The organism is Leptotrichia sp. oral taxon 847 (assembly GCF_001553645.1).
GTDB lineage: Bacteria > Fusobacteriota > Fusobacteriia > Fusobacteriales > Leptotrichiaceae > Leptotrichia.
In genome coordinates, this window is record NZ_CP014231.1 from 1,040,478 (window position 1) to 1,058,663 (window position 18,186).

Genomic DNA, 18,186 nt, shown 5'->3' on the forward strand with positions numbered 1-18,186 from the left:
CAAAATAGTTTGAACGAAAAAGAGTTTTTGACAATATACAAAAACACAGTAATTTAACTTAAATACGAAGTTATAGCAATATTCCACTTGTCTAAAAAAATGATTAAATTAAAGAAACATTGAATTAAACAAAAAAATGATCAGTGTTATGTATAAATTTCAAAATAATTGACAAATAAAATACTTAATGTTATTATTTGCATATAAAAATAAAAACAGAAAGTGAGAAAAAATATATATGAAAAAGAAAAGAGTTGTTTTAGGAATGTCAGGTGGAGTGGATTCTTCTGTTGCGGCAATTTTATTAAAAGAACAAGGTTATGAAGTCATCGGAGTTTTTATGAAGAATTGGGAAGAAAAAGACGAAAATGGGGTTTGTATGGCTGAAGAAGATTACAAAGATGTGATTGCTGTGGCGGAACAACTAGGGATCCCGTATTATTCAGTAAATTTTGTAAAAGAATACTGGGATAAAGTATTTACTTATTTTTTGAACGAATATAAAAGAGGAAGAACTCCTAATCCTGATGTGATGTGCAACAAAGAAATTAAATTTAGAGCATTTTTGGATTATGCGATGAAAATTGGAGCAGATTATGTGGCGACAGGACATTACGCCAGAATAATTCACGAAAAAGATGAAAATGGCAAAATTAAGTCAACTATGCTTCGTGGAGTTGATGACAACAAAGATCAGACATATTTTTTGTGTCAACTAAATCAGGAGCAATTAGAAAAAGTACTATTTCCAATTGGGGATTATGAAAAACCAAAAATTAGGGAAATTGCACAAAGATATAATTTAGCAACTGCGAAAAAAAAGGACAGTACAGGAATTTGCTTTATTGGAGAAAGAAATTTTAATGAATTTTTGTCTAAATACTTACCTGCAAAAGATGGAGAAATTGTAAATATTCAAGGAAAAGTTTTGGGAAGACATCATGGCCTTATGTATTACACAATTGGTCAAAGAAAGGGAATTGGAATTGGAAATACGAAAGACGGAACTGGAGAACCTTGGTTTGTTGTGGATAAAGATTTGGAAAAAAATCAGTTAATTGTTACACAAGGCGATAATTCACTTCTCTATTCAAAAGGAATGATTGCGACGGATTTCAATTTTATCAATCCTTACGACATTTCGTTTCCACTAAAATGTACGGTAAAATTCAGATACAGACAAGCTGATACAAAAGCGACAATTAATAAATTGGATGGCGAAAAATACGAAGTGATTTTTGATTCTCCACAAAAAGCGGTGACATTGGGACAAATTGTGGTTGCCTACAATGGCGAAGAATGTTTAGGTGGAGGAGTTATTGATAAAATTATAAAATAAGGGGATTATATCCCCCCTATTTTTTATTCAAAATCTTTTTTTTACTCTTAAATTTAATTGAATTAAAAATTATTTATCAAATCAAAAAAATAAAAATTTTCAACTTTTAACTATTTTATTTTAATTCAAAAAATTTTTAAACAAAAAAATTAATCTTTATTTAGTCTATAAAACTCAAAAATTCCTTTAGCACCTAAATTTTCTATATATTCATCTATTGTTTCAACATATTCAGAAATTTTTTTACCTTGTCCACCTGTCGCTATCACACAAGCGTTCGAAAAATCTTTTTTGTACTGAAAAATAAGTTCTTTTATTGCTCCAACATTTCCAAAAAATATTCCCGCATTAATTTGCTCCGTTGTATTTGTGCCAAGTGCTGAATTTGACTTTTCAAATGAAACTTTTGGCAATTTTGCCGTATTTGTGAATAGTGCATTTATTGAAAGCGTAACACCAGGTAAGATACAGCCACCACAGTAAACTGAGTCTTTTATCACATCAAAAGTAGTTGCTGTACCAAAGTCAATTACAATAAATTCATTTTTTTTATAAGTTTTTTTTAGAGCCAAAATATCGCAAATCCTGTCAGCTCCCAATCCACGCTCAAAATTCTCTGAAAAAATAATTTCATTTTTTGTATTTTCTAGCGAAATAAATTTGGGTTTAAGCTTAAAATATTTTTTTCCAAGATAGTAAAAAATTTCATTTATATGTGGCACAACTGAAGAAACAATAATACTTTGAGTTCTATAAATATCTATTTTACTATTTTCAGATAATGTCTTCAATACAGCAAAAAAAGTGTCTTCCGTATAAGTTAAATTTGTAGGAATTCTAAAAGACGCCAAAATTTCCCCTTCATTGCTGTAAAAAATTGGAACAATGTGTGTATTTCCAATGTCAAATCCTAAAATCATATTTAATCACCTCTCGTCATGTTTTAATTTTTAGCGAAATAACAGAAAATAATATGCAATTAGTGAAATTATGACTCCAATAATTGCTTCACCTGACATCAATCCGTTTGAAAACATCATAAATTTTTGTGAAAATTTAGTAGAAATTTTTCCAAAGATTAAATTTAGAAGTCCACCTAAAAATACTGGTAAAGTCAAATAAAATGGGACATAAATTCCTATTCCAAAAGTTAGCACGGGAAAATTTAGAATATAAAGTGCAAAACCGATTAAAAGTCCTGTAAAGAAAAACTGAATAAACGGAATTCCATTTATAATTGAAGCGACGATTGAAGCTTGAAGCACTATTAATTCTGAATTTTCTTTAGGACCAATATTTTTATAAATATTAAAAAATACGAAAAATAGCCAGGTTATGACAACTGAACTCACGATAGCTCCTATAAGTTCTCCTAAAAATTGCTCTTTCGGATTAGTTTTTACTTTATAACCCGATTTAAAGTCATTTAAAATATCTCCGGCAAGTCCACAAGCTACTGCGACGATACATGCTAAAAAAAATAATAAAAGTGTTGAAAAATTTGTGGAAAAAGCAAAGTTTAAAAATTTTAATTTTCCTAAAAAAGAAATTATTAAAATTGTGATAATTGCATAAATTTCCATCGGATTTACACCCGTTTTTCCAGTTGAATATCCAGCAATTACCGTACATAAAATACAAATTACTAAAAGAACAAATGCTAAGAAAACTGGCAATTTGTAAATAAAAGTAATTAGTAACACTGTTATTACAAAATAGATAAATAATTTTTTTGAAAATATAGAAGTGCTTTTTTTCTCTTTTTTAAATTTAGAAAAAATCAATTTTACAATTACTCCAAATCCAATTCCGACAACAATTCCCATTCCAAAACTGTTTTTTATAAGATCAAAATCTTTTACATTTTTGGAAATTGCCAAAGGCTGTGCTATAAAATGAACTAAAGCTCCTCCCAAAAACCAGATAAAAGTGTTTAAAAATCCTAAAATATAGCCAATTCCAACCAATAATGGAGAGACATAAAAACTTAAAAATCCATTTTTTGTAGAAATTAGCGTTGGAATAATTGGAGATTTTCCTTTAGTAAAGTTAACATCTCTCAAAATGGAAACAACTGTGCTAAATAGGACTCCCAATCCAACAAAAAGTCCATCTTTTTTGGTGTTATCCGAATTTACCAAATTATAAGCCGCTTCTCCAATTGGAAATTCAAGCTTCTCTTCTTCAATCATCTTTTTTCTAAAAATAAAAGAAAGAACACAACCTAACACGGAACCAAGTAAAATCGTCACAAAAAGCAAAATTTTATTGATATTTTCAAGTTTTCCACCTAAAATCAAATATCCCGGCATCGTAAATGCGACTCCTCCAGCTACCATGGACCCTGCGCTCATAATTGTATGAGTAACAGTAATTTCCTTACTATCAGTCTTCTTTAAAAAATTTAGTGCTGTAATGGAAATCAGCGTTACCATCACCGTTGGCAAAGGCAAGGCACCAAATTTTAAGACAGTATAAAATGAACTAGCAGAAATAAGTACAGCTCCAATGACACCAATTATTATAGAAGCTGGTGTAATTTTTATTTTTTCTATCATAAAATTATTTTTCCCCTTTCTCAAAATTAGTAATCAATTTATTTATTTTAAAAATAACTCCTGTAATTTTAGTGCTTCTCCATCTTCCATATTTTTTCCTACATACTCAAAATCATTTGGTAGCAAATTTCTTAATCTATCAATGGCATTTCCCATCGCATAGCCTTTTCCAACCATCGTAAGCAACTCAAAATCGTTTTCTCCATCACCAAAAGCCACTGCTTCTTCCAACTTTATATTTTCTTTTTCAAGAAGAAATTTTGCCGCAAGTCCTTTATTTGCTCCTTTTGACATAATTTCCATACAGTTGTCCGCAACAAATATTACATTTACACCTTTCGTCACTTTCAAAATCTCCTTTTCCAATTTTAAAAGTTCGTTGTGATCACCGATATAAAAGATTTTTAAAATATCTAATTTTTTAAATTCTGTTTCTGGAAGTTCCTTAAAATTTACTTTTACTTGATTAGTTATTCTGTCAAAGACATCCTGTGCCGTCCCTTTTGTTATAATCCAGTCATTTCCAGAAAAAATGTTAAGGTGAGATTTTTTAGCAATATTTCTGTAATCCAAATTAAATATTGCATCAGAATCCTCTTTATTTAATCCTTTTTCATAAATTAATTTCCCTTCTCCATCAAAAATTCTTGCACCATTTGCAGCAATTACAGGAATTTTTATGTCAAGCTGTTCTGTCACGTACCCAATTTGCTCATAGCTTCTTCCAGATGCGATATAAAATTTGATCCCTCTTTCCATTATTTTTTTTATTGTATCAATAGTAACAGGTGAAATATAATGTCCTTTTCCTATTAATGTTCCGTCTAAATCACTAATAACTGCTTTATACACTTTTTGTCTCCTTTTACGAATTTTTATAAAAATCTCTTTAACTTAATAAACTCATTTATAGCTTCTAAAATCTTACCGTATGTGAAAAATTCTTCCTGATTTTTTTTAACTTATTCAGTGAATTCAATTTTACAAGAATAATTTTGAAAATGCATCTACAAATTCTTCATCAGTAAATGGTTTTGGTAAAAATGATTTTGCTCCCGCTTCACGTCCCATTTTTTGATAATTTGGAAACATTACCATCGTACTGCAAATCATTATTTTTGCGTTTTTATCATAATTTGAAATTTCTTTTGTGGCTGCAAGTCCGTGCATATTTGGCATATTAATATCCATTGTTACAACTGTCGGTTTTATTTTTTTATACATTCTCAAAGCTTCCAGTCCGTCATTTGCTTCGTATACCTCGTATCCCATTTCCTCTAATATATCTTTTATATCTTCTCTAATATAAGGTGTGTCATCGACAACTAATGCTAATTTTTTCATAATAATTTCCTTTCTAAAAATAATTTTTTTTACAATTTTTTCACTTCAAAAAACTACAAATCAAATATTTCTCGCACTTTTTTAGCCATTCCATCATTTTCATTACTTTCGATAATTTCTATATCAGAAAGTTTTTCCAGCAGCCTATAAATAGAATTTTTCATTGCAAAGCCAAGTCCTGTTTGCGTAATTAAATCATAATCGTTAACTCCATCTCCAAAAGATACCGCATCTTTTAATGTAAGTTCGTCCTTTTTCAGTAAAAAATCAGCCGCAATGGCTTTATTACAAGTTTTTGAAAAAATCTCCAAACTTCTTTCATTTACAAAAACGACGTTTGTTTCGTTATTTGTAACTCTTTTTACTTCTTTTTCCAATTCTAGCAATTTTTTGTGTTCACCTAAAAAGAATATTTTTGAAAAATTTTTTTTGCTAAAATATCCAAAGGAAATTTGTTCCGGGTACAATTTTCGCTCTGGTTTCTGCGCATAAAAATAATCATGTGCATCTTCTGTCACGTACCAGTTACTGTCTGAATATCCATTTAAAATAATATCATTTCCAAATGATTTATAATCTATGGCAAGCAATTTTTCGACATATTTTCTTTCAAGATTATTCACATAAATTTCAACTCCAGATTCATCCAAAATTCTTGCTCCATTTGATGTAATTAATGGAATTTTTAGTCCGATTTCTTCCATAACTTCCTTTGCACCAAGATAACTTCTCCCAGTTGCAATGTAAAACTTTATTCCTTTTTTCAAAAGTAGTTTAATAGTTTCTTTCGTGTACGGACTAGCCTTGTGCTTTTCATTCAAAAGTGTTCCATCCAAATCGCTGACAACAGCTTTGTACATAATATAACCTCCTTCGCTAATTTTAGCATATTATAAAAAAAAGTCAAAATTTTTATTTTTTTCGAGACAGAGTAAAATAGTTAGGGGTAAATAAAAAATCTTATTTTAAGTTTTTCATTCAATCCAGAAAGTTACTAAAATTTTTTTTCTTTTTTAAGCAGAAGTGCTCATCGCCGCACCCCTGCACCCCGGCAAGGCTCAAGACATTTTTATGCACTGCCAAAAAACTCGCTTACGGCGGGGCAGTTTTGTCAGCACATAAAAATGCTCCGACGGTTTAAATTTTACTATTATACAAAAGGTGTCGTGATTTTTTTGGAGTAAAGACGATTGTTTGAGCACGTCTAGTGCGAGTTTCGGCTTTGCTTCAAAAAAATGCTTAGACGAGCGTGGGGATTATAAGGGGAAATGGCGGTCCTTTCCCCTTATGTAAAAAAATAAAAAAATAATATTAAACAAAATAACATCTTGTAATCAAGAATAACTTAAAAAATTTGAAATTAAAAAATCTGCCCCTAAAATTTTTAAACCATCTTTTTTTCGATGGTGTAAAAATTTTAGAAATAGAAAAAAATTGTTATTTTATGAATTTCGTGAATTGAATAAAAAACTTAAAATAGAAGTTTTTATTTACTTGATATATAAAAAATATCGAAGAATTCTCTTGTTTTTTATGATAAATGAGGTATAATTATATTGAAAAAATAACAGAAAAGGAGAAAAAATTATGAAAGTAACAGATGTTCGTATTAGAATAGGAAAAAAGCCCGAAGATGCTAATGATAGATTAAAGGCACATGTGGACATTACTTTTGAAGATAGCTTTGTTATTCATGGTTTAAAAATAATTGATGGTCAAAATGGTTTATTTATTGCAATGCCATCTAGAAAAATGCCCAATGGGGAATTTAAAGATATAGTTCATCCTATAACTCCTGAATTGCGACAAGAAATAACAAAAGTTATACTTGATAAGTTCAATGAAGAAAGTAATAAAATAGAAGAATAGTTTTTTAACTATTTCTTGCAAAAATTCTCCAACTCTTACAAGTGGGAGATAAGTGCTTTTTTCTTGGTATTTTTTAGAAAATATGATATATTCAATCTAATAACAATCTTTGAACTGCCCAGAAATCTTGATAAATAATATGCAGCATATACTTTTTAAGAATCTGCATTTTTAAATTGGAACAGTTCATTTACACCATATTTTTTTTAATTTTACAAATATATGGTGTATTTTTTTTAATTCTTAGTTACAAATTTAATCAAACTTGCTTTTTATTTTTATTTTTGAAAAAAAATAAAGTAAAACCTCCAGTAGTATCATTACAGTAATCAATCCCACTCTATACACCCAAAAAGGTTTTACAAATCCAAATAATTTAGGTGCAATATATTCTCGTAAAAACATCGCATTCACATCTTTAAACAAATAATTATAAAATACAGCGTACAAAAATATCCCTAATAAAGTTATTATAGATTGAAAAAGACCTTTCTTTGTCGGAGTCCCATTTAAATATTTGGCACCAAAAACTGCAGCAAAAACAATTAGAGCATGCATTATCATAAAGATATAAACATAATAATTGTTATAATAATTTGTAATACCAGGCAAAATCAATGCTAAAACAGGACCAAAAGATAAATAATAAACGACATTATACAAGTATTCCGTTCTAAAAATGAGATAAAAAGCAGCAAAAATCGCAACAAAGTTACAAAGATGAACAAGCATTACATTATAAATCGGTTCATTTTGATAAATCACCCGATAGACAGAATCAACTACTTTAAAGAATAACAAAAAATATCCCAAAAAAAGTGAATATTTTTTTAAATCAAGTCTTTTAAAAATTTTTGGAATAAAAAGCAGCAAAGTGCAGAATAATGCTGAAACAATAAATGTTTCTATATGAATTGGACTAAAATAACTAAAATTATACATAAATTCCCTCTCTTTTTGCAATTTTTTTAATTTTACCATAAATTTTAGTTTTTTTCTATTTTTTCTTTATCAAATTTATTTAATAAAATAAGCAAAAATACAACTCCCATCACGACAATATTTGTAATAAAAGGTAAAAATTCACTCATTTTTAGTAAATGTCCCGACAAAAGTGAACCTATTGCATTTCCAAGCGATCCTACAGCAGACGCCACTCCTAAAATTTTCCCCTGATTTTCTTTATACCTTTTAGCAATAATTGTATTTCCTAGTGATCTTACCATTTCGTAAGTCATTGTATAAATTGCCATTATAATATACGGAACTACTCCTGATTTTATTTTTAACAAAATTACTGTCATAAGCGCTATTCCAATTAAAATCATAAATTTATAAATATTTTTTTCTTTAATTTTTAAAACTAATTTTTCCAGCAAAAATGCCGTTCCAAAAAAGGCACTAAGCGAGGAACACATAACAAAAGTTCCTATCGTATTTGAAGAGACTTTTTCATTAAATCTCAAAAAATAGTTAAGTGCATTTGCATATGAATAAATCCCTATTCCAGAAAGCAAAATTATAAGGCAAAAATATTTTGAATAATTGTCCAATTCTTTTATATATTTAAAAGTTGCAAACGGATTTAATTTTTTTCTGTCCATTTTTTCCACTTTATCTTGTTTATTAACAATTTCTTTCATAAGAAATAATATAACAATTGAAACTATGCTTCCACATATAAATTGCAATGCAAACGAATAACTGGGATTGATGTCAGCCACCATTCCTCCGATCTTTTGTCCAATTGCACCACCGATTACAGTAGCAGAACTAACCTTCGCGATATTTTTAGCTTTGTCACTGCTTTTTGACAATTGACTTACATATCCAAAAGCAATTGCATAAGTTCCTCCAGATGCAAATCCTGAAACAACTCTTGCAACAAATACAAAAGGCAATTGCGTAACAAATCCAAAAAATAATTGCGACGTCCCATAAATAACCGGCATAAAAACAAATAACTTTTTCATCCCAATGTGATCCGCAATAGCACCTAAATACGGCGATGAAATAAACATAGCTACACTCATAAATGCCAGAAGTTCCCCTGAAACACTTTTTTCCCATCCTCTCATTTCAATAAGTGCAGGAGTTCCTGGATGACCAAGATTATAGACAATAATACATAAAAACATCATTACTATCATTTTATTAATATTCTTTTTCTTTTCTAATTCAACTTCTTTTTCCATTTATTCCTCCCTTAATTTTTTTCAAAAAAAAATCAATAAAAATTATTTATTGACTTTTCATTTCTAATATTTCAATTTACTAACTTATCAATTTTATATTTTTTAAATGGCGCACCTAACAGGAGTCGAACCCACAACCTTCTGATCCGTAGTCAGACGCTCTATCCAGTTGAGCTACAGGTGCAAAAAAACTACTTTAAAAAAAAATGGCGGAGAAGGAGGGATTTGAACCCTCGATCCAAGTTTTAGCCCGGATACTCCCTTAGCAGGGGAGCGCATTCGGCCAGCTCTGCCACTTCTCCAAAATCATATTTATGGCGGGTGAACTGGGATTCGAACCCAGACATCTTGCGATTTCGCCGGTTTTCAAGACCGGTCCCTTAGCCGTTCGGACATCCACCCACACGTTACATGTGTCATTTTATCATATTTTATTGAACTTGTCAAACATTTTTTAACTTTTAGATAATGTAAAAATTTTAGCGACAAATTTTAATTTCAATATTTTTTAACTTATTCTTGACTACAAGATGTTATTCTGTTTAATATTATTTTTTGTAAAATTAAAAAGAAACTGTTTCATAGAATTATTTCTTATAAGACAGTTCTTCTTCATTTTCAATATTTTTAAAATTTACTAGTCTGATATTCTTCCAAATTCATCAGTGGGTAAATTATCCACTGACATAATAAACTCTCCTTTAATTTAAAAATATATTTTATGTAAACAATTTTTTATTAAAATAATCCTGGAATGCTTACACCACCTGTAACAACTTCCATTTCCTTTTCAGCCATTTCTTCAGCTTTATCTAAAATTTCATTTACTGCATTTATAATTAAATCTGAAACAATTGTCGAATCATTTTCTTCAACAGCGTCCTTTAAAACATCCAAAGAAATTGATAAATCAACTATTTTTTTTTGACCATTGGCTTTAACAGTGATTCCCCCACCAGCTACAGAACTTTCTACAAATTTATCTTTCAATCCGTCTTGGATTTTCAACATTTCTTGTTGCATCACTTGAGCTTGTTTTATAATATCTTGTTGGCTTCCTCCTGATTTATTTCCTGCTCCTTTTATTTTTCTAACCATAATTAATATTTCCTCCTACGAAATTATATGATTTCAACATTTAATAATCTTTATAAAAAAAAATGGTGGAGAGAGAAGGATTCGAACCTTCGAAGGCTGAGCCGGCAGATTTACAGTCTGATCCCTTTGGCCACTCGGGAACCTCTCCACAACATTATTAATTTTTTATGGTGCCGCTTGTCGGACTCGAACCAACCACCTACTGATTACAAGTCAGTTGCTCTACCAGATGAGCTAAAGCGGCATAAAATGGCGGAAGTGACGAGATTTGAACTCGCGACATCTTGCGTGACAGGCAAGCACTCTAACCAGCTGAGCTACACCTCCATAAAATGGTGGTCACAATTGGGCTCGAACCAATGACCCCCTGCTTGTAAGGCAGGTGCTCTCCCAACTGAGCTATGCGACCATTAACTTGGATGGTACGGTCTAGGGGAGTCGAACCCCTGTTGCCAGGATGAAAACCTGGAGTCCTAACCACTAGACGAAGACCGCACGTTTTGTAAAAAAACATTTTCTTACAGACGAAAAAAATTATATCATATATTCTTTGCATTGTCAACACTTTATTTTACAATTTTTATATAACTTTTCAACTTTTTTATATTTTATAAAGTAATTTAAATTTTTTGTTAAACCAATAAAATATGAATCTAATTTTTTTATAAAGCAAAAAAGTAAGTTACCGATAACTTACTTTACTGAAAATAATGCTTTTTGAATTTTAGGACTTAATGTTTTAATGTTTTTTAATAATATTTTTTTTACTTGTTCAACATTTTTCCCTTTTAGTGTTTTCATAGCTTTTGTACAAACTTTTACTCTTACTTCACTTCCGTTAATATTTAAAAGCATTGTTTGTAAATTTGGTTTCCATATTCTTTTTGTAGCTTTGTGAGAGTGGCTTACTCTATTTCCGTGGCTAACTTCTTTTCCAAAAACTTCACATCTTCTCATTGTTTTTCAACCCTACTAAAACTAGTAGCTCCTTTCTTATTTTTCTATAGTTTTCACTATTTATAATATTTAATTTATTAACTAATTTTATTTTTTAGTTAAAATTCTTCACATATCGGCTTACATTTTACCATATTTCATAAAATTTTACAAGTCTTTTCCACACTGTCAATTACTTTTTTTCAAAAAATTGTTTTAAATTTGGTGGAAAATAATTTGGGCCTTTTATCACCTTTCCATCTTTTCGATAAATTGGATTTCCATCTTCGTCCAATTTACTAAGATTACTTCGGTGAATTTCTTCGAAGACATCGTCGATTACATCCTGCATACCATGCTCTATAATTGTGCCGCAAAGAATGTAGAGCATATCTCCTAATGCATCTGCCACTTCCACTACGTCTCCATTTTGAGCTGCTTCCAAATACTCTTCATTTTCTTCTTGCATTAAGTTAAATCTTAATTTTTCTAATCCATCTTCTAATTTCCCAATCGGCTTACTAGAATTTCCCAATTTATAAATTCTATGAAACTCTTCGACACACTCTATTTTTCTTTTCATTCATTTTCCTTTCATTCTTATATCAAAATCATTGTGCTTATTATGAGTAAAATTAATATTTTTACAATATCTGTATACAGAACTACTGCTACATAAAACGTTATTTTTTCTAAAAATTCAGTTTCTTTATTTTCTAAAATTTTTATTTCTATCATTTTTTTTATTTTTCGCAAATCAAAAATTATTAAAATTATTGCTAAAAATAGCGATACCAATAACAATATTATAGGCAATACCCCTATATTTCTCTGAAATAAAAGCTTTATTTCAGAAGAAAAAATTGATAAATTTAAACCTGTCAAAAGCGAATAAATTACAAAACTTGATTTTATAATTTTTTTACTTTTATTGATTATCATTTTGTACAAAAAAAATGTTAAAAAAATTTCTAGAATAATTACTGCAATAAATAAAATTGATTTTATATCTGAAATCTTTTTTATTCTAAAAATATACATAATTTTGTACATTTCAGTTTCTAAATTTAACATCTGCGATAGCAAAACTGAAATAATTATTCCACAAAGCACCCAAATTTTGCTATTTATAATCTCATCATCAATAAATTTTCTTACATCTTTATCCAATTTATTATCCTGCAAATTCTTCTCACTTTCTAAAAAAAGTAAAATTGCTTTAAAGTTAGAAAACTTCCAACTTTAAAGCACTTTTTGTATCAATATTTTTTTGATTTTTACTTTCTTCTTCCCAATATTCTTAAAATGTAAAGGAATAAATTTATAAAATCTAAATATAAACTTAGAGCTCCCACGATTTCAATTTTATCAAGAACTTCAGTATCACCTTGCACAGCATGATTAACTATATTATTTTTTATTCTGTTTATGTCAACGGCAATAAAAATAACAAATACGATTACTCCAAGAATTGTTGTAAACCAAACTATACCATCACTTTGTAAAAATATATTTACTATACTTGCCAAAATAATTGTAATTAATCCCACTGTTGCGATGCTACCAAATTTTGTCAAATCTTCATTTGTAACATAACCATACACACCCAAAATCAAAAATAGCAATGCTGTAATAGAAAATGCTGTAATCACGATATTTAAATCAGCTGCAAAAAGGACTGAAAAACTTATCCCTGTGAGTATTGAATATACAACAAACATCAATTTCAAAACACTTGACGACACTTTATAAATTAAAAATGTGAATGCCAAAACTGTTACTAATTCTAATATTACTGATATTTTTACTAAAGCTGAAAACATTTCATAAGAAAACATTCCAGCATAAGCTGCATTTATTACAAAAAATCCTGCAATTCCAGATAATACCAATCCGAAAACCATCCACAACACACTTCCTCGAACTTTTGAAGCAACTAATTTGTTTAAATCTCCATAAGTCGCCATTTTAGGAAATTTTTCTTCGTTTTTGTATTCCTGTTCTAAAAAGTCATTGTTTTCATCATAATTACTCATAAAAATCACCTCTATTTTTATTTATTTAGTAACTTTTTAAATTACAATCTAAAATAATTTTTTGCATAAAATTATTTTTTAAACGGAACTTTTGATTCTTTTGTCAAAATATTTACAATTTCATTAACCGATATATTTTTACTGTCCTGCGAACCAAATCTTCTAACATTTACTTCGTTATTTTCAACTTCATTTTTACCAATTATTAATTGAACTGGTATTTTTTGTTCTCCGTTTGCTTCTCTGATTTTGTATCCAATTTTTTCAGCTCTTGTGTCAATTTCCACTCTTATTCCAGCATTTTGTAATTTTTCAAACACTTCATTTGCAAATGGCACCTGCTCATCAGAAATTGTAAGAATTCTCACTTGTGTCGGTGCAAGCCAGAATGGAAAAGCCCCTGCATAATGTTCGATTAAAATTCCAAGGAATCTTTCTAAACTTCCGTACATCGCACGGTGAATCATTACTGGTTCATGTTTTTCTCCGTCCGCACCGATATAACTCATTTCAAATCTTTGAGGCAAGTTGAAGTCAAGTTGAATTGTTCCACATTGCCAAATTCTTCCGATTGAATCTTTCATCTTAAAGTCAATTTTTGGACCGTAAAATGCTCCATCTCCAGGATTTAACTTGTAATCAATTCCTTTGTGTTCCAAAGCTGATTTTAAATTAGCTTCTGCCATTTCCCAAATTTCATCTGAACCAATTGCTTTATCTGGTTTTGTCGATAATTCAATATGATATTCAAATCCGAATAAAGTGTAGAATTTATCGTATAAATCAATAATTTCAATAATTTGTTCCTCAATTTGTTCTTTAGTACAGAAAACGTGTGCATCATCCTGAGTAAATGCTCTAACTCTCATAAGTCCATGCAAAGCTCCACTAAATTCGTGTCTGTGAACAAGTCCCATTTCTCCATATTTTAATGGCAAATCTTTGTATGAATGCAAGTTATTTTTATATGCTATTATTGAACCCGGACAGTTCATTGGTTTAATTGCATAAATTTTTTCATCAATTGTCGATGTATACATATTTTCTCTGTAATTAAACCAGTGTCCAGAAATTTCCCAAAGTTCTCTATCCAGCATAATTGGAGTTTTTATTTCCTGATAACCTCTTTTTTTATGCTCAACTCTCCACATTTCTTGAAGTTTGTTAAAAATTTCCACACCTTTTGGCATAAAAAATGGAAAACCAGGTCCGTGTTCATCTACAAAAAATAAGTCAAGCTGCTTTCCTAACTTTCTATGATCTCTTTTTTCAGCTTCTTCCATCATCTTTAAATAATCATCCAGCTCTTTTTTTGTTGCAAAAGCCACTCCGTAAATTCTTTGAAGCATCTTGTTATTTGAATCTCCACGCCAGTAGGCCCCAGCTGTTGACATAAGTTTGAACGCTTTTAAATAACCAGTCGATGGGATATGTGTTCCACGACAAAGATCCACAAATTCTCCCTGCTTATAAATGCTGACTTTATCCACTCCTAAATCGTCTATTATTTCAACTTTGTAAGTTTCACCTTTTTCGGCAAAGAATTTTTTAGCGTCATCCGCGCTCATTTCACTTCTTTCAAACGGATAATTTTCTTTTACTATCTTTTTCATTTCATTTTCTATTTTTTCCAAATCTTCTTCAGTAAAAGGTTTTTCAGGATCAAAATCATAGAAAAATCCATTTTCTACAACAGGTCCTATTGCAACTTTTGTATTGGGAAAAAGTCTTTGCACAGCTTGAGCCATTATATGAGCTGCACTATGTCTAATTATTTCTATTCCCTCTTCACTTGTATTTGTTATAAGCTGTATATTTCCTGACTTTTCAATTATGTATGAAGGATCTACTTGGGTTCCATCAATCATAGCTCCTACAGTTGCCTTACCTAAGCTAGAACCTATCGTTTTTGCAAATTCCACTACTGTCATTGGTTTTTCTAGGTGTCTTTTGCTACCATCAGGTAATATCATTTCTATCATTATTTCATCCACTCCTTCATTCTTTATTTTTTTTGTTATTGTTCATTATAATACAATTGAAAAATTTTTTCAACTTAAAATTTATCCCAAAATATATCTTTTGAATAAAAAACTCAACATTATTCCCAAAACAGTTCCCCAAAATACTTCTAGCGGAGTATGTCCCAAAAGTTCTTTAAATTTTTCGTTTATTATTTCTATTCCTTCTCTGTGTTCTATCGCTTCTATCAGTGTATTTAATGCTTTTGCATGTTTTCCTGCTTGGCGTCTAACTCCAGTCGCATCATACAAGACAATTCCTGCAAACACCATCGAAATTGCAAATTCTATGGAAGCAGCGCCTTTTATTAAAAATACTCCTGTTGCAAGTGAAACAACTGTCGAAGCGTGAGAACTTGGCATTCCACCTGTTTGAATTAACCTTCCCCATTGTGGTCTTCTTCCCTTAAATACGGGAAAAAATACTTTGTAAAACTGCGCCGAAAAACAAGATATTGCTGCAACATCCAAAAGTCTATTTCCAAATAATATTCCTACACTCATTTACTCTTCCTTTTCTAATTTTTGTTTTTTTTCTTTTTAAACTCATTCAATTCAGGTGTAATCACTGCATCCTTTGTACTCTTAGGTTTAAAAAATATAAGCACATTTCCAATTTTATCCACAAAAATCGATTTTGTATTTTTTGCAATTTCATTTACTAATTCTATGTCAAATTTTACTGCTGAATTTTGTAATATTTTTACTTTTATTAATTCTCTTTTTTTTACAACTTCGGCAATGCTTTTTAGGACATTCTCATCCATTCCCTCTTTCCCTATTCTTACAACAGGAGTAAGACCATGTGCCAATTTTCTCAAAAAAGCTCTTTCTTTACTTGAAAGTTGTTGTGCCATTCTTTTTAGTTACTCTACGTAACATCCTCCTTTTTTAGTTATCCATAATTATTGGTAAAATTATTGGATCTCTATCAGTTGCTCTAATTAAGAAATCCCCAATTTTTACTCTAATTCTCTGTTTTATCTTTCCAATTTCTTTTACCTTTTCACTTTCCAAAACACAAAGTTCTTTTTTCACTAATTCTTTTGTTTTAGAAAGTAAGCTTTCAGCGTCTTTATTGTATACAAATCCCCTTGTAACAAGTTCCACATTTTTATTAAAAGTTCCATTTTTGTATTTTAAAATAGAAATAATTACTATTCCATCGTCCGCTAAATTCTGTCTGTCTTTTAAAACGGCATTTCCTACGTCGCCTATTCCAAATCCATCAATGAATGTTGCTCCACTTGGCACTCTTCCAACTTGTCTAAAATTACTTCTGGAAAGTTCAAATTTTGCTCCATTTTCAGCTAAAAGTACATTTTTTCCTTCAACTCCCACAGCAACTGCAAGTTCTTTATGTTTTTTAATCATTGCATATTCCCCATGGACTGGCAAGAAAAATTTTGGTTTTACAAGATTTATCATAAGTTTCTGCTCTTCTTGGCAGCCGTGCCCCGATACGTGAATACCAATTCCTTTTTCAAATACAACACTAGCATCCCGTTTCATCAATTGATTGATATTTTTTGTTGCAGCTTTCTCATTTCCTGGAATAGGTGTCGCCGAAATCACAACTGTATCTCCTTGTCTTAACGTTATATATTTATGAGTTCCATTTGCGATTCTTGAAAGTGCCGCAAGTGGCTCTCCCTGAGTTCCAGTACATAAAATTAGCACTTTATCTGCTGGATGTGTTTCCACTTTTTCAATATCTATCATTATATCTTTCGGAAGTTTTAAATATCCTAACTCTGAACAAATTTCAAATATTTTAATCATACTTCTTCCATCAATCGCAATCTTTCTTCCATGAGAATGAGCAATATTTACAATCTGTTGCAATCTATGAACGTGTGATGCAAATGCCGCAAGTATAATTCTTCCTTTTGCTTTTGAAAATTCATCTTTCAAGCTTTCCCCAACAGTTCTCTCAGATGGTGTGAATCCAGGAATTTGTGCATTTGTACTATCCGACAAAAGTAAATCTACCCCTTCTTCTCCAAGTTGCGCAAGTCTTCCGAAATCAAATCCTTCTCCGTCGACAGGCGTCAAATCCACTTTAAAATCTCCCGAGTGCAAGATCGTCGCAGCCGGCGTTTTTATGCAAATAGCATAGCAATCAGCAATACTGTGCGTAACGCTTATAAATTCCACTGTAAAATATTTTGAAATTTTTAAAATATTTCTTCCAGTTATAACTTTTTCTTTTGGAAGTTTTGCATCTTTTTTCTCAAATTTTGCTTTTGCAAGTGCCAAAGTCAATTTTCCACCATACATCGGTATATTTTCCGTTCCCAATTTTTGATAAAAATATGGCACTGCTCCAATATGATCTTCGTGTCCGTGTGTCAAAAGTAATCCTTTAATTTTATTCTTATTTGCTTCTAAATACGCAAAATCAGGTATTATGACATCTATTCCCAAATGTTCGTCTTCTGGGAATGTAAGTCCCGCATCTACTACGATTATTTCGTCTTTATATTGAAACGCTGTCATATTTTTCCCGACTTCTTCCAATCCCCCCAATGGAATTACATACATTTTTTCATCTCTTGTTTCATCTTTAAAATTTTTTTTGTCAACATGTCTATTTCTATTGTTTGCAAGCGGAACATATCTAGTTTCGTTTTTTTCATCTAAATGTCTTCTATTTGTGTTTTTTCTTCTGAATCTTTTTAAATTGGATTTTATTTTATTTGTATCCTCTTTTTTTGAAAAGTATCTTTTTATTGTTGAATTTGAATTTCCTGCTTCTCTTTTTTCTCTATCTGACATTTAGCAAACACC

Annotated in this window: 18 protein-coding genes and 8 tRNA genes; 2 read left to right on the forward strand and 24 right to left on the reverse strand. The window is 30.2% G+C overall.

What is annotated here, in order from left to right:
• Positions 1-238 precede the first annotated feature (238 nt).
• Complete coding sequence (gene mnmA / locus AXF11_RS04775; protein WP_068155433.1) at positions 239-1,339, forward strand: tRNA 2-thiouridine(34) synthase MnmA; 1,101 nt, start codon at positions 239-241, stop codon at positions 1,337-1,339.
• 149 nt (positions 1,340-1,488) lie between these two features.
• Here mnmA and AXF11_RS04780 read toward each other — a convergent pair whose 3' ends face one another.
• The 5 genes from AXF11_RS04780 to AXF11_RS04800 all read right to left on the reverse strand — a co-directional run bounded on the left by AXF11_RS04780 (position 1,489) and on the right by AXF11_RS04800 (position 6,101).
• Positions 1,489-2,259: a type III pantothenate kinase gene (locus AXF11_RS04780; RefSeq protein WP_068155435.1), complete on the reverse strand. Its 771-nt coding sequence runs from the start codon at positions 2,257-2,259 to the stop codon at positions 1,489-1,491.
• A gap of 30 nt (positions 2,260-2,289) precedes the next feature.
• The gene (locus tag AXF11_RS04785) at positions 2,290-3,897 is read right to left on the reverse strand and encodes an OPT/YSL family transporter (protein WP_068155437.1); all 1,608 of its coding nucleotides are present in this window, start codon (positions 3,895-3,897) and stop codon (positions 2,290-2,292) included.
• A gap of 42 nt (positions 3,898-3,939) precedes the next feature.
• Positions 3,940-4,749, reverse strand: coding sequence for a Cof-type HAD-IIB family hydrolase (locus AXF11_RS04790; RefSeq protein ID WP_068155439.1), 810 nt, complete (start codon positions 4,747-4,749; stop codon positions 3,940-3,942).
• Positions 4,750-4,878: 129 nt separating this feature from the next.
• Complete coding sequence (locus AXF11_RS04795; RefSeq protein ID WP_068155442.1) at positions 4,879-5,241, reverse strand: response regulator; 363 nt, start codon at positions 5,239-5,241, stop codon at positions 4,879-4,881.
• Between the two features lie 53 nt (positions 5,242-5,294).
• Positions 5,295-6,101: a Cof-type HAD-IIB family hydrolase gene (locus tag AXF11_RS04800; protein WP_068155443.1), complete on the reverse strand. Its 807-nt coding sequence runs from the start codon at positions 6,099-6,101 to the stop codon at positions 5,295-5,297.
• A gap of 727 nt (positions 6,102-6,828) precedes the next feature.
• Between AXF11_RS04800 and spoVG the strand changes: the two genes are divergently transcribed.
• A complete protein-coding gene (gene spoVG / locus AXF11_RS04805; RefSeq protein WP_068155445.1) occupies positions 6,829-7,110 on the forward strand; it encodes a septation regulator SpoVG in 282 nt (93 codons plus the stop codon).
• 255 nt (positions 7,111-7,365) lie between these two features.
• On the opposite strand, the gene AXF11_RS04810 is transcribed toward spoVG, so the two are convergent.
• The 19 genes from AXF11_RS04810 to AXF11_RS04900 all read right to left on the reverse strand — a co-directional run bounded on the left by AXF11_RS04810 (position 7,366) and on the right by AXF11_RS04900 (position 18,174).
• Positions 7,366-8,052 (reverse strand): YwaF family protein, encoded by a 687-nt coding sequence (locus AXF11_RS04810; RefSeq protein ID WP_068158252.1) that lies wholly within the window; start codon positions 8,050-8,052, stop codon positions 7,366-7,368.
• A 44-nt stretch (positions 8,053-8,096) separates the two neighbouring features.
• Positions 8,097-9,305 (reverse strand): MFS transporter, encoded by a 1,209-nt coding sequence (locus AXF11_RS04815; protein WP_068155447.1) that lies wholly within the window; start codon positions 9,303-9,305, stop codon positions 8,097-8,099.
• Positions 9,306-9,412: 107 nt separating this feature from the next.
• Positions 9,413-9,489, reverse strand: a tRNA-Arg gene (locus AXF11_RS04820).
• 23 nt (positions 9,490-9,512) lie between these two features.
• Positions 9,513-9,607: transfer RNA gene (locus AXF11_RS04825), tRNA-Ser, on the reverse strand.
• Positions 9,608-9,620: 13 nt separating this feature from the next.
• Positions 9,621-9,707, reverse strand: a tRNA-Ser gene (locus tag AXF11_RS04830).
• A gap of 336 nt (positions 9,708-10,043) precedes the next feature.
• On the reverse strand, positions 10,044-10,403 hold the full coding sequence (locus tag AXF11_RS04835; protein ID WP_068155449.1) for a YbaB/EbfC family nucleoid-associated protein: 360 nt from the start codon (positions 10,401-10,403) through the stop codon (positions 10,044-10,046).
• A 63-nt stretch (positions 10,404-10,466) separates the two neighbouring features.
• Positions 10,467-10,551, reverse strand: a tRNA-Tyr gene (locus AXF11_RS04840).
• Positions 10,552-10,571: 20 nt separating this feature from the next.
• Positions 10,572-10,647 (reverse strand) — tRNA-Thr (locus AXF11_RS04845).
• Positions 10,648-10,653: 6 nt separating this feature from the next.
• A tRNA-Asp gene (locus AXF11_RS04850) sits at positions 10,654-10,730 on the reverse strand.
• A gap of 6 nt (positions 10,731-10,736) precedes the next feature.
• A tRNA-Val gene (locus AXF11_RS04855) sits at positions 10,737-10,812 on the reverse strand.
• 11 nt (positions 10,813-10,823) lie between these two features.
• A tRNA-Glu gene (locus AXF11_RS04860) sits at positions 10,824-10,898 on the reverse strand.
• 198 nt (positions 10,899-11,096) lie between these two features.
• Entirely contained in the window at positions 11,097-11,360 is a 264-nt protein-coding gene (rpmB, locus tag AXF11_RS04865; RefSeq protein ID WP_068155451.1) for a 50S ribosomal protein L28, read from the reverse strand.
• Positions 11,361-11,532: 172 nt separating this feature from the next.
• Positions 11,533-11,922, reverse strand: coding sequence for a nucleoside triphosphate pyrophosphohydrolase family protein (locus tag AXF11_RS04870; RefSeq protein ID WP_068155453.1), 390 nt, complete (start codon positions 11,920-11,922; stop codon positions 11,533-11,535).
• 17 nt (positions 11,923-11,939) lie between these two features.
• Positions 11,940-12,509, reverse strand: coding sequence for a hypothetical protein (locus AXF11_RS04875; protein ID WP_231724772.1), 570 nt, complete (start codon positions 12,507-12,509; stop codon positions 11,940-11,942).
• A 107-nt stretch (positions 12,510-12,616) separates the two neighbouring features.
• Positions 12,617-13,375 (reverse strand): Bax inhibitor-1/YccA family protein, encoded by a 759-nt coding sequence (locus tag AXF11_RS04880; protein WP_231724773.1) that lies wholly within the window; start codon positions 13,373-13,375, stop codon positions 12,617-12,619.
• 71 nt (positions 13,376-13,446) lie between these two features.
• Positions 13,447-15,357, reverse strand: coding sequence for a threonine--tRNA ligase (gene thrS / locus AXF11_RS04885; protein WP_068155459.1), 1,911 nt, complete (start codon positions 15,355-15,357; stop codon positions 13,447-13,449).
• Between the two features lie 81 nt (positions 15,358-15,438).
• Positions 15,439-15,900 (reverse strand): divergent PAP2 family protein, encoded by a 462-nt coding sequence (locus tag AXF11_RS04890; RefSeq protein WP_068155460.1) that lies wholly within the window; start codon positions 15,898-15,900, stop codon positions 15,439-15,441.
• A gap of 14 nt (positions 15,901-15,914) precedes the next feature.
• Positions 15,915-16,253: a ribosome assembly RNA-binding protein YhbY gene (yhbY, locus tag AXF11_RS04895; RefSeq protein WP_068155462.1), complete on the reverse strand. Its 339-nt coding sequence runs from the start codon at positions 16,251-16,253 to the stop codon at positions 15,915-15,917.
• A gap of 34 nt (positions 16,254-16,287) precedes the next feature.
• On the reverse strand, positions 16,288-18,174 hold the full coding sequence (locus AXF11_RS04900; RefSeq protein ID WP_068155464.1) for a ribonuclease J: 1,887 nt from the start codon (positions 18,172-18,174) through the stop codon (positions 16,288-16,290).
• Between the last annotated feature and the right edge of the window lie 12 nt (positions 18,175-18,186).

What these genes read in the sequence shown, in the direction of transcription:
- mnmA (WP_068155433.1), top strand. Translation starts at nt 239, where the DNA reads ATGAAAAAGAAAAGAGTTGTTTTAGGAATGTCAGGTGGAGTGGATTCT.
- AXF11_RS04780 (WP_068155435.1), bottom strand. Translation starts at nt 2,259, where the DNA reads ATGATTTTAGGATTTGACATTGGAAATACACACATTGTTCCAATTTTT.
- AXF11_RS04785 (WP_068155437.1), bottom strand. Translation starts at nt 3,897, where the DNA reads ATGATAGAAAAAATAAAAATTACACCAGCTTCTATAATAATTGGTGTC.
- AXF11_RS04795 (WP_068155442.1), bottom strand. Translation starts at nt 5,241, where the DNA reads ATGAAAAAATTAGCATTAGTTGTCGATGACACACCTTATATTAGAGAA.
- AXF11_RS04800 (WP_068155443.1), bottom strand. Translation starts at nt 6,101, where the DNA reads ATGTACAAAGCTGTTGTCAGCGATTTGGATGGAACACTTTTGAATGAA.
- spoVG (WP_068155445.1), top strand. Translation starts at nt 6,829, where the DNA reads ATGAAAGTAACAGATGTTCGTATTAGAATAGGAAAAAAGCCCGAAGAT.
- AXF11_RS04810 (WP_068158252.1), bottom strand. Translation starts at nt 8,052, where the DNA reads ATGTATAATTTTAGTTATTTTAGTCCAATTCATATAGAAACATTTATT.
- AXF11_RS04815 (WP_068155447.1), bottom strand. Translation starts at nt 9,305, where the DNA reads ATGGAAAAAGAAGTTGAATTAGAAAAGAAAAAGAATATTAATAAAATG.
- AXF11_RS04835 (WP_068155449.1), bottom strand. Translation starts at nt 10,403, where the DNA reads ATGGTTAGAAAAATAAAAGGAGCAGGAAATAAATCAGGAGGAAGCCAA.
- rpmB (WP_068155451.1), bottom strand. Translation starts at nt 11,360, where the DNA reads ATGAGAAGATGTGAAGTTTTTGGAAAAGAAGTTAGCCACGGAAATAGA.
- AXF11_RS04870 (WP_068155453.1), bottom strand. Translation starts at nt 11,922, where the DNA reads ATGAAAAGAAAAATAGAGTGTGTCGAAGAGTTTCATAGAATTTATAAA.
- AXF11_RS04880 (WP_231724773.1), bottom strand. Translation starts at nt 13,375, where the DNA reads ATGAGTAATTATGATGAAAACAATGACTTTTTAGAACAGGAATACAAA.
- thrS (WP_068155459.1), bottom strand. Translation starts at nt 15,357, where the DNA reads ATGATAGAAATGATATTACCTGATGGTAGCAAAAGACACCTAGAAAAA.
- AXF11_RS04890 (WP_068155460.1), bottom strand. Translation starts at nt 15,900, where the DNA reads ATGAGTGTAGGAATATTATTTGGAAATAGACTTTTGGATGTTGCAGCA.
- yhbY (WP_068155462.1), bottom strand. Translation starts at nt 16,253, where the DNA reads ATGGCACAACAACTTTCAAGTAAAGAAAGAGCTTTTTTGAGAAAATTG.
- AXF11_RS04900 (WP_068155464.1), bottom strand. Translation starts at nt 18,174, where the DNA reads ATGTCAGATAGAGAAAAAAGAGAAGCAGGAAATTCAAATTCAACAATA.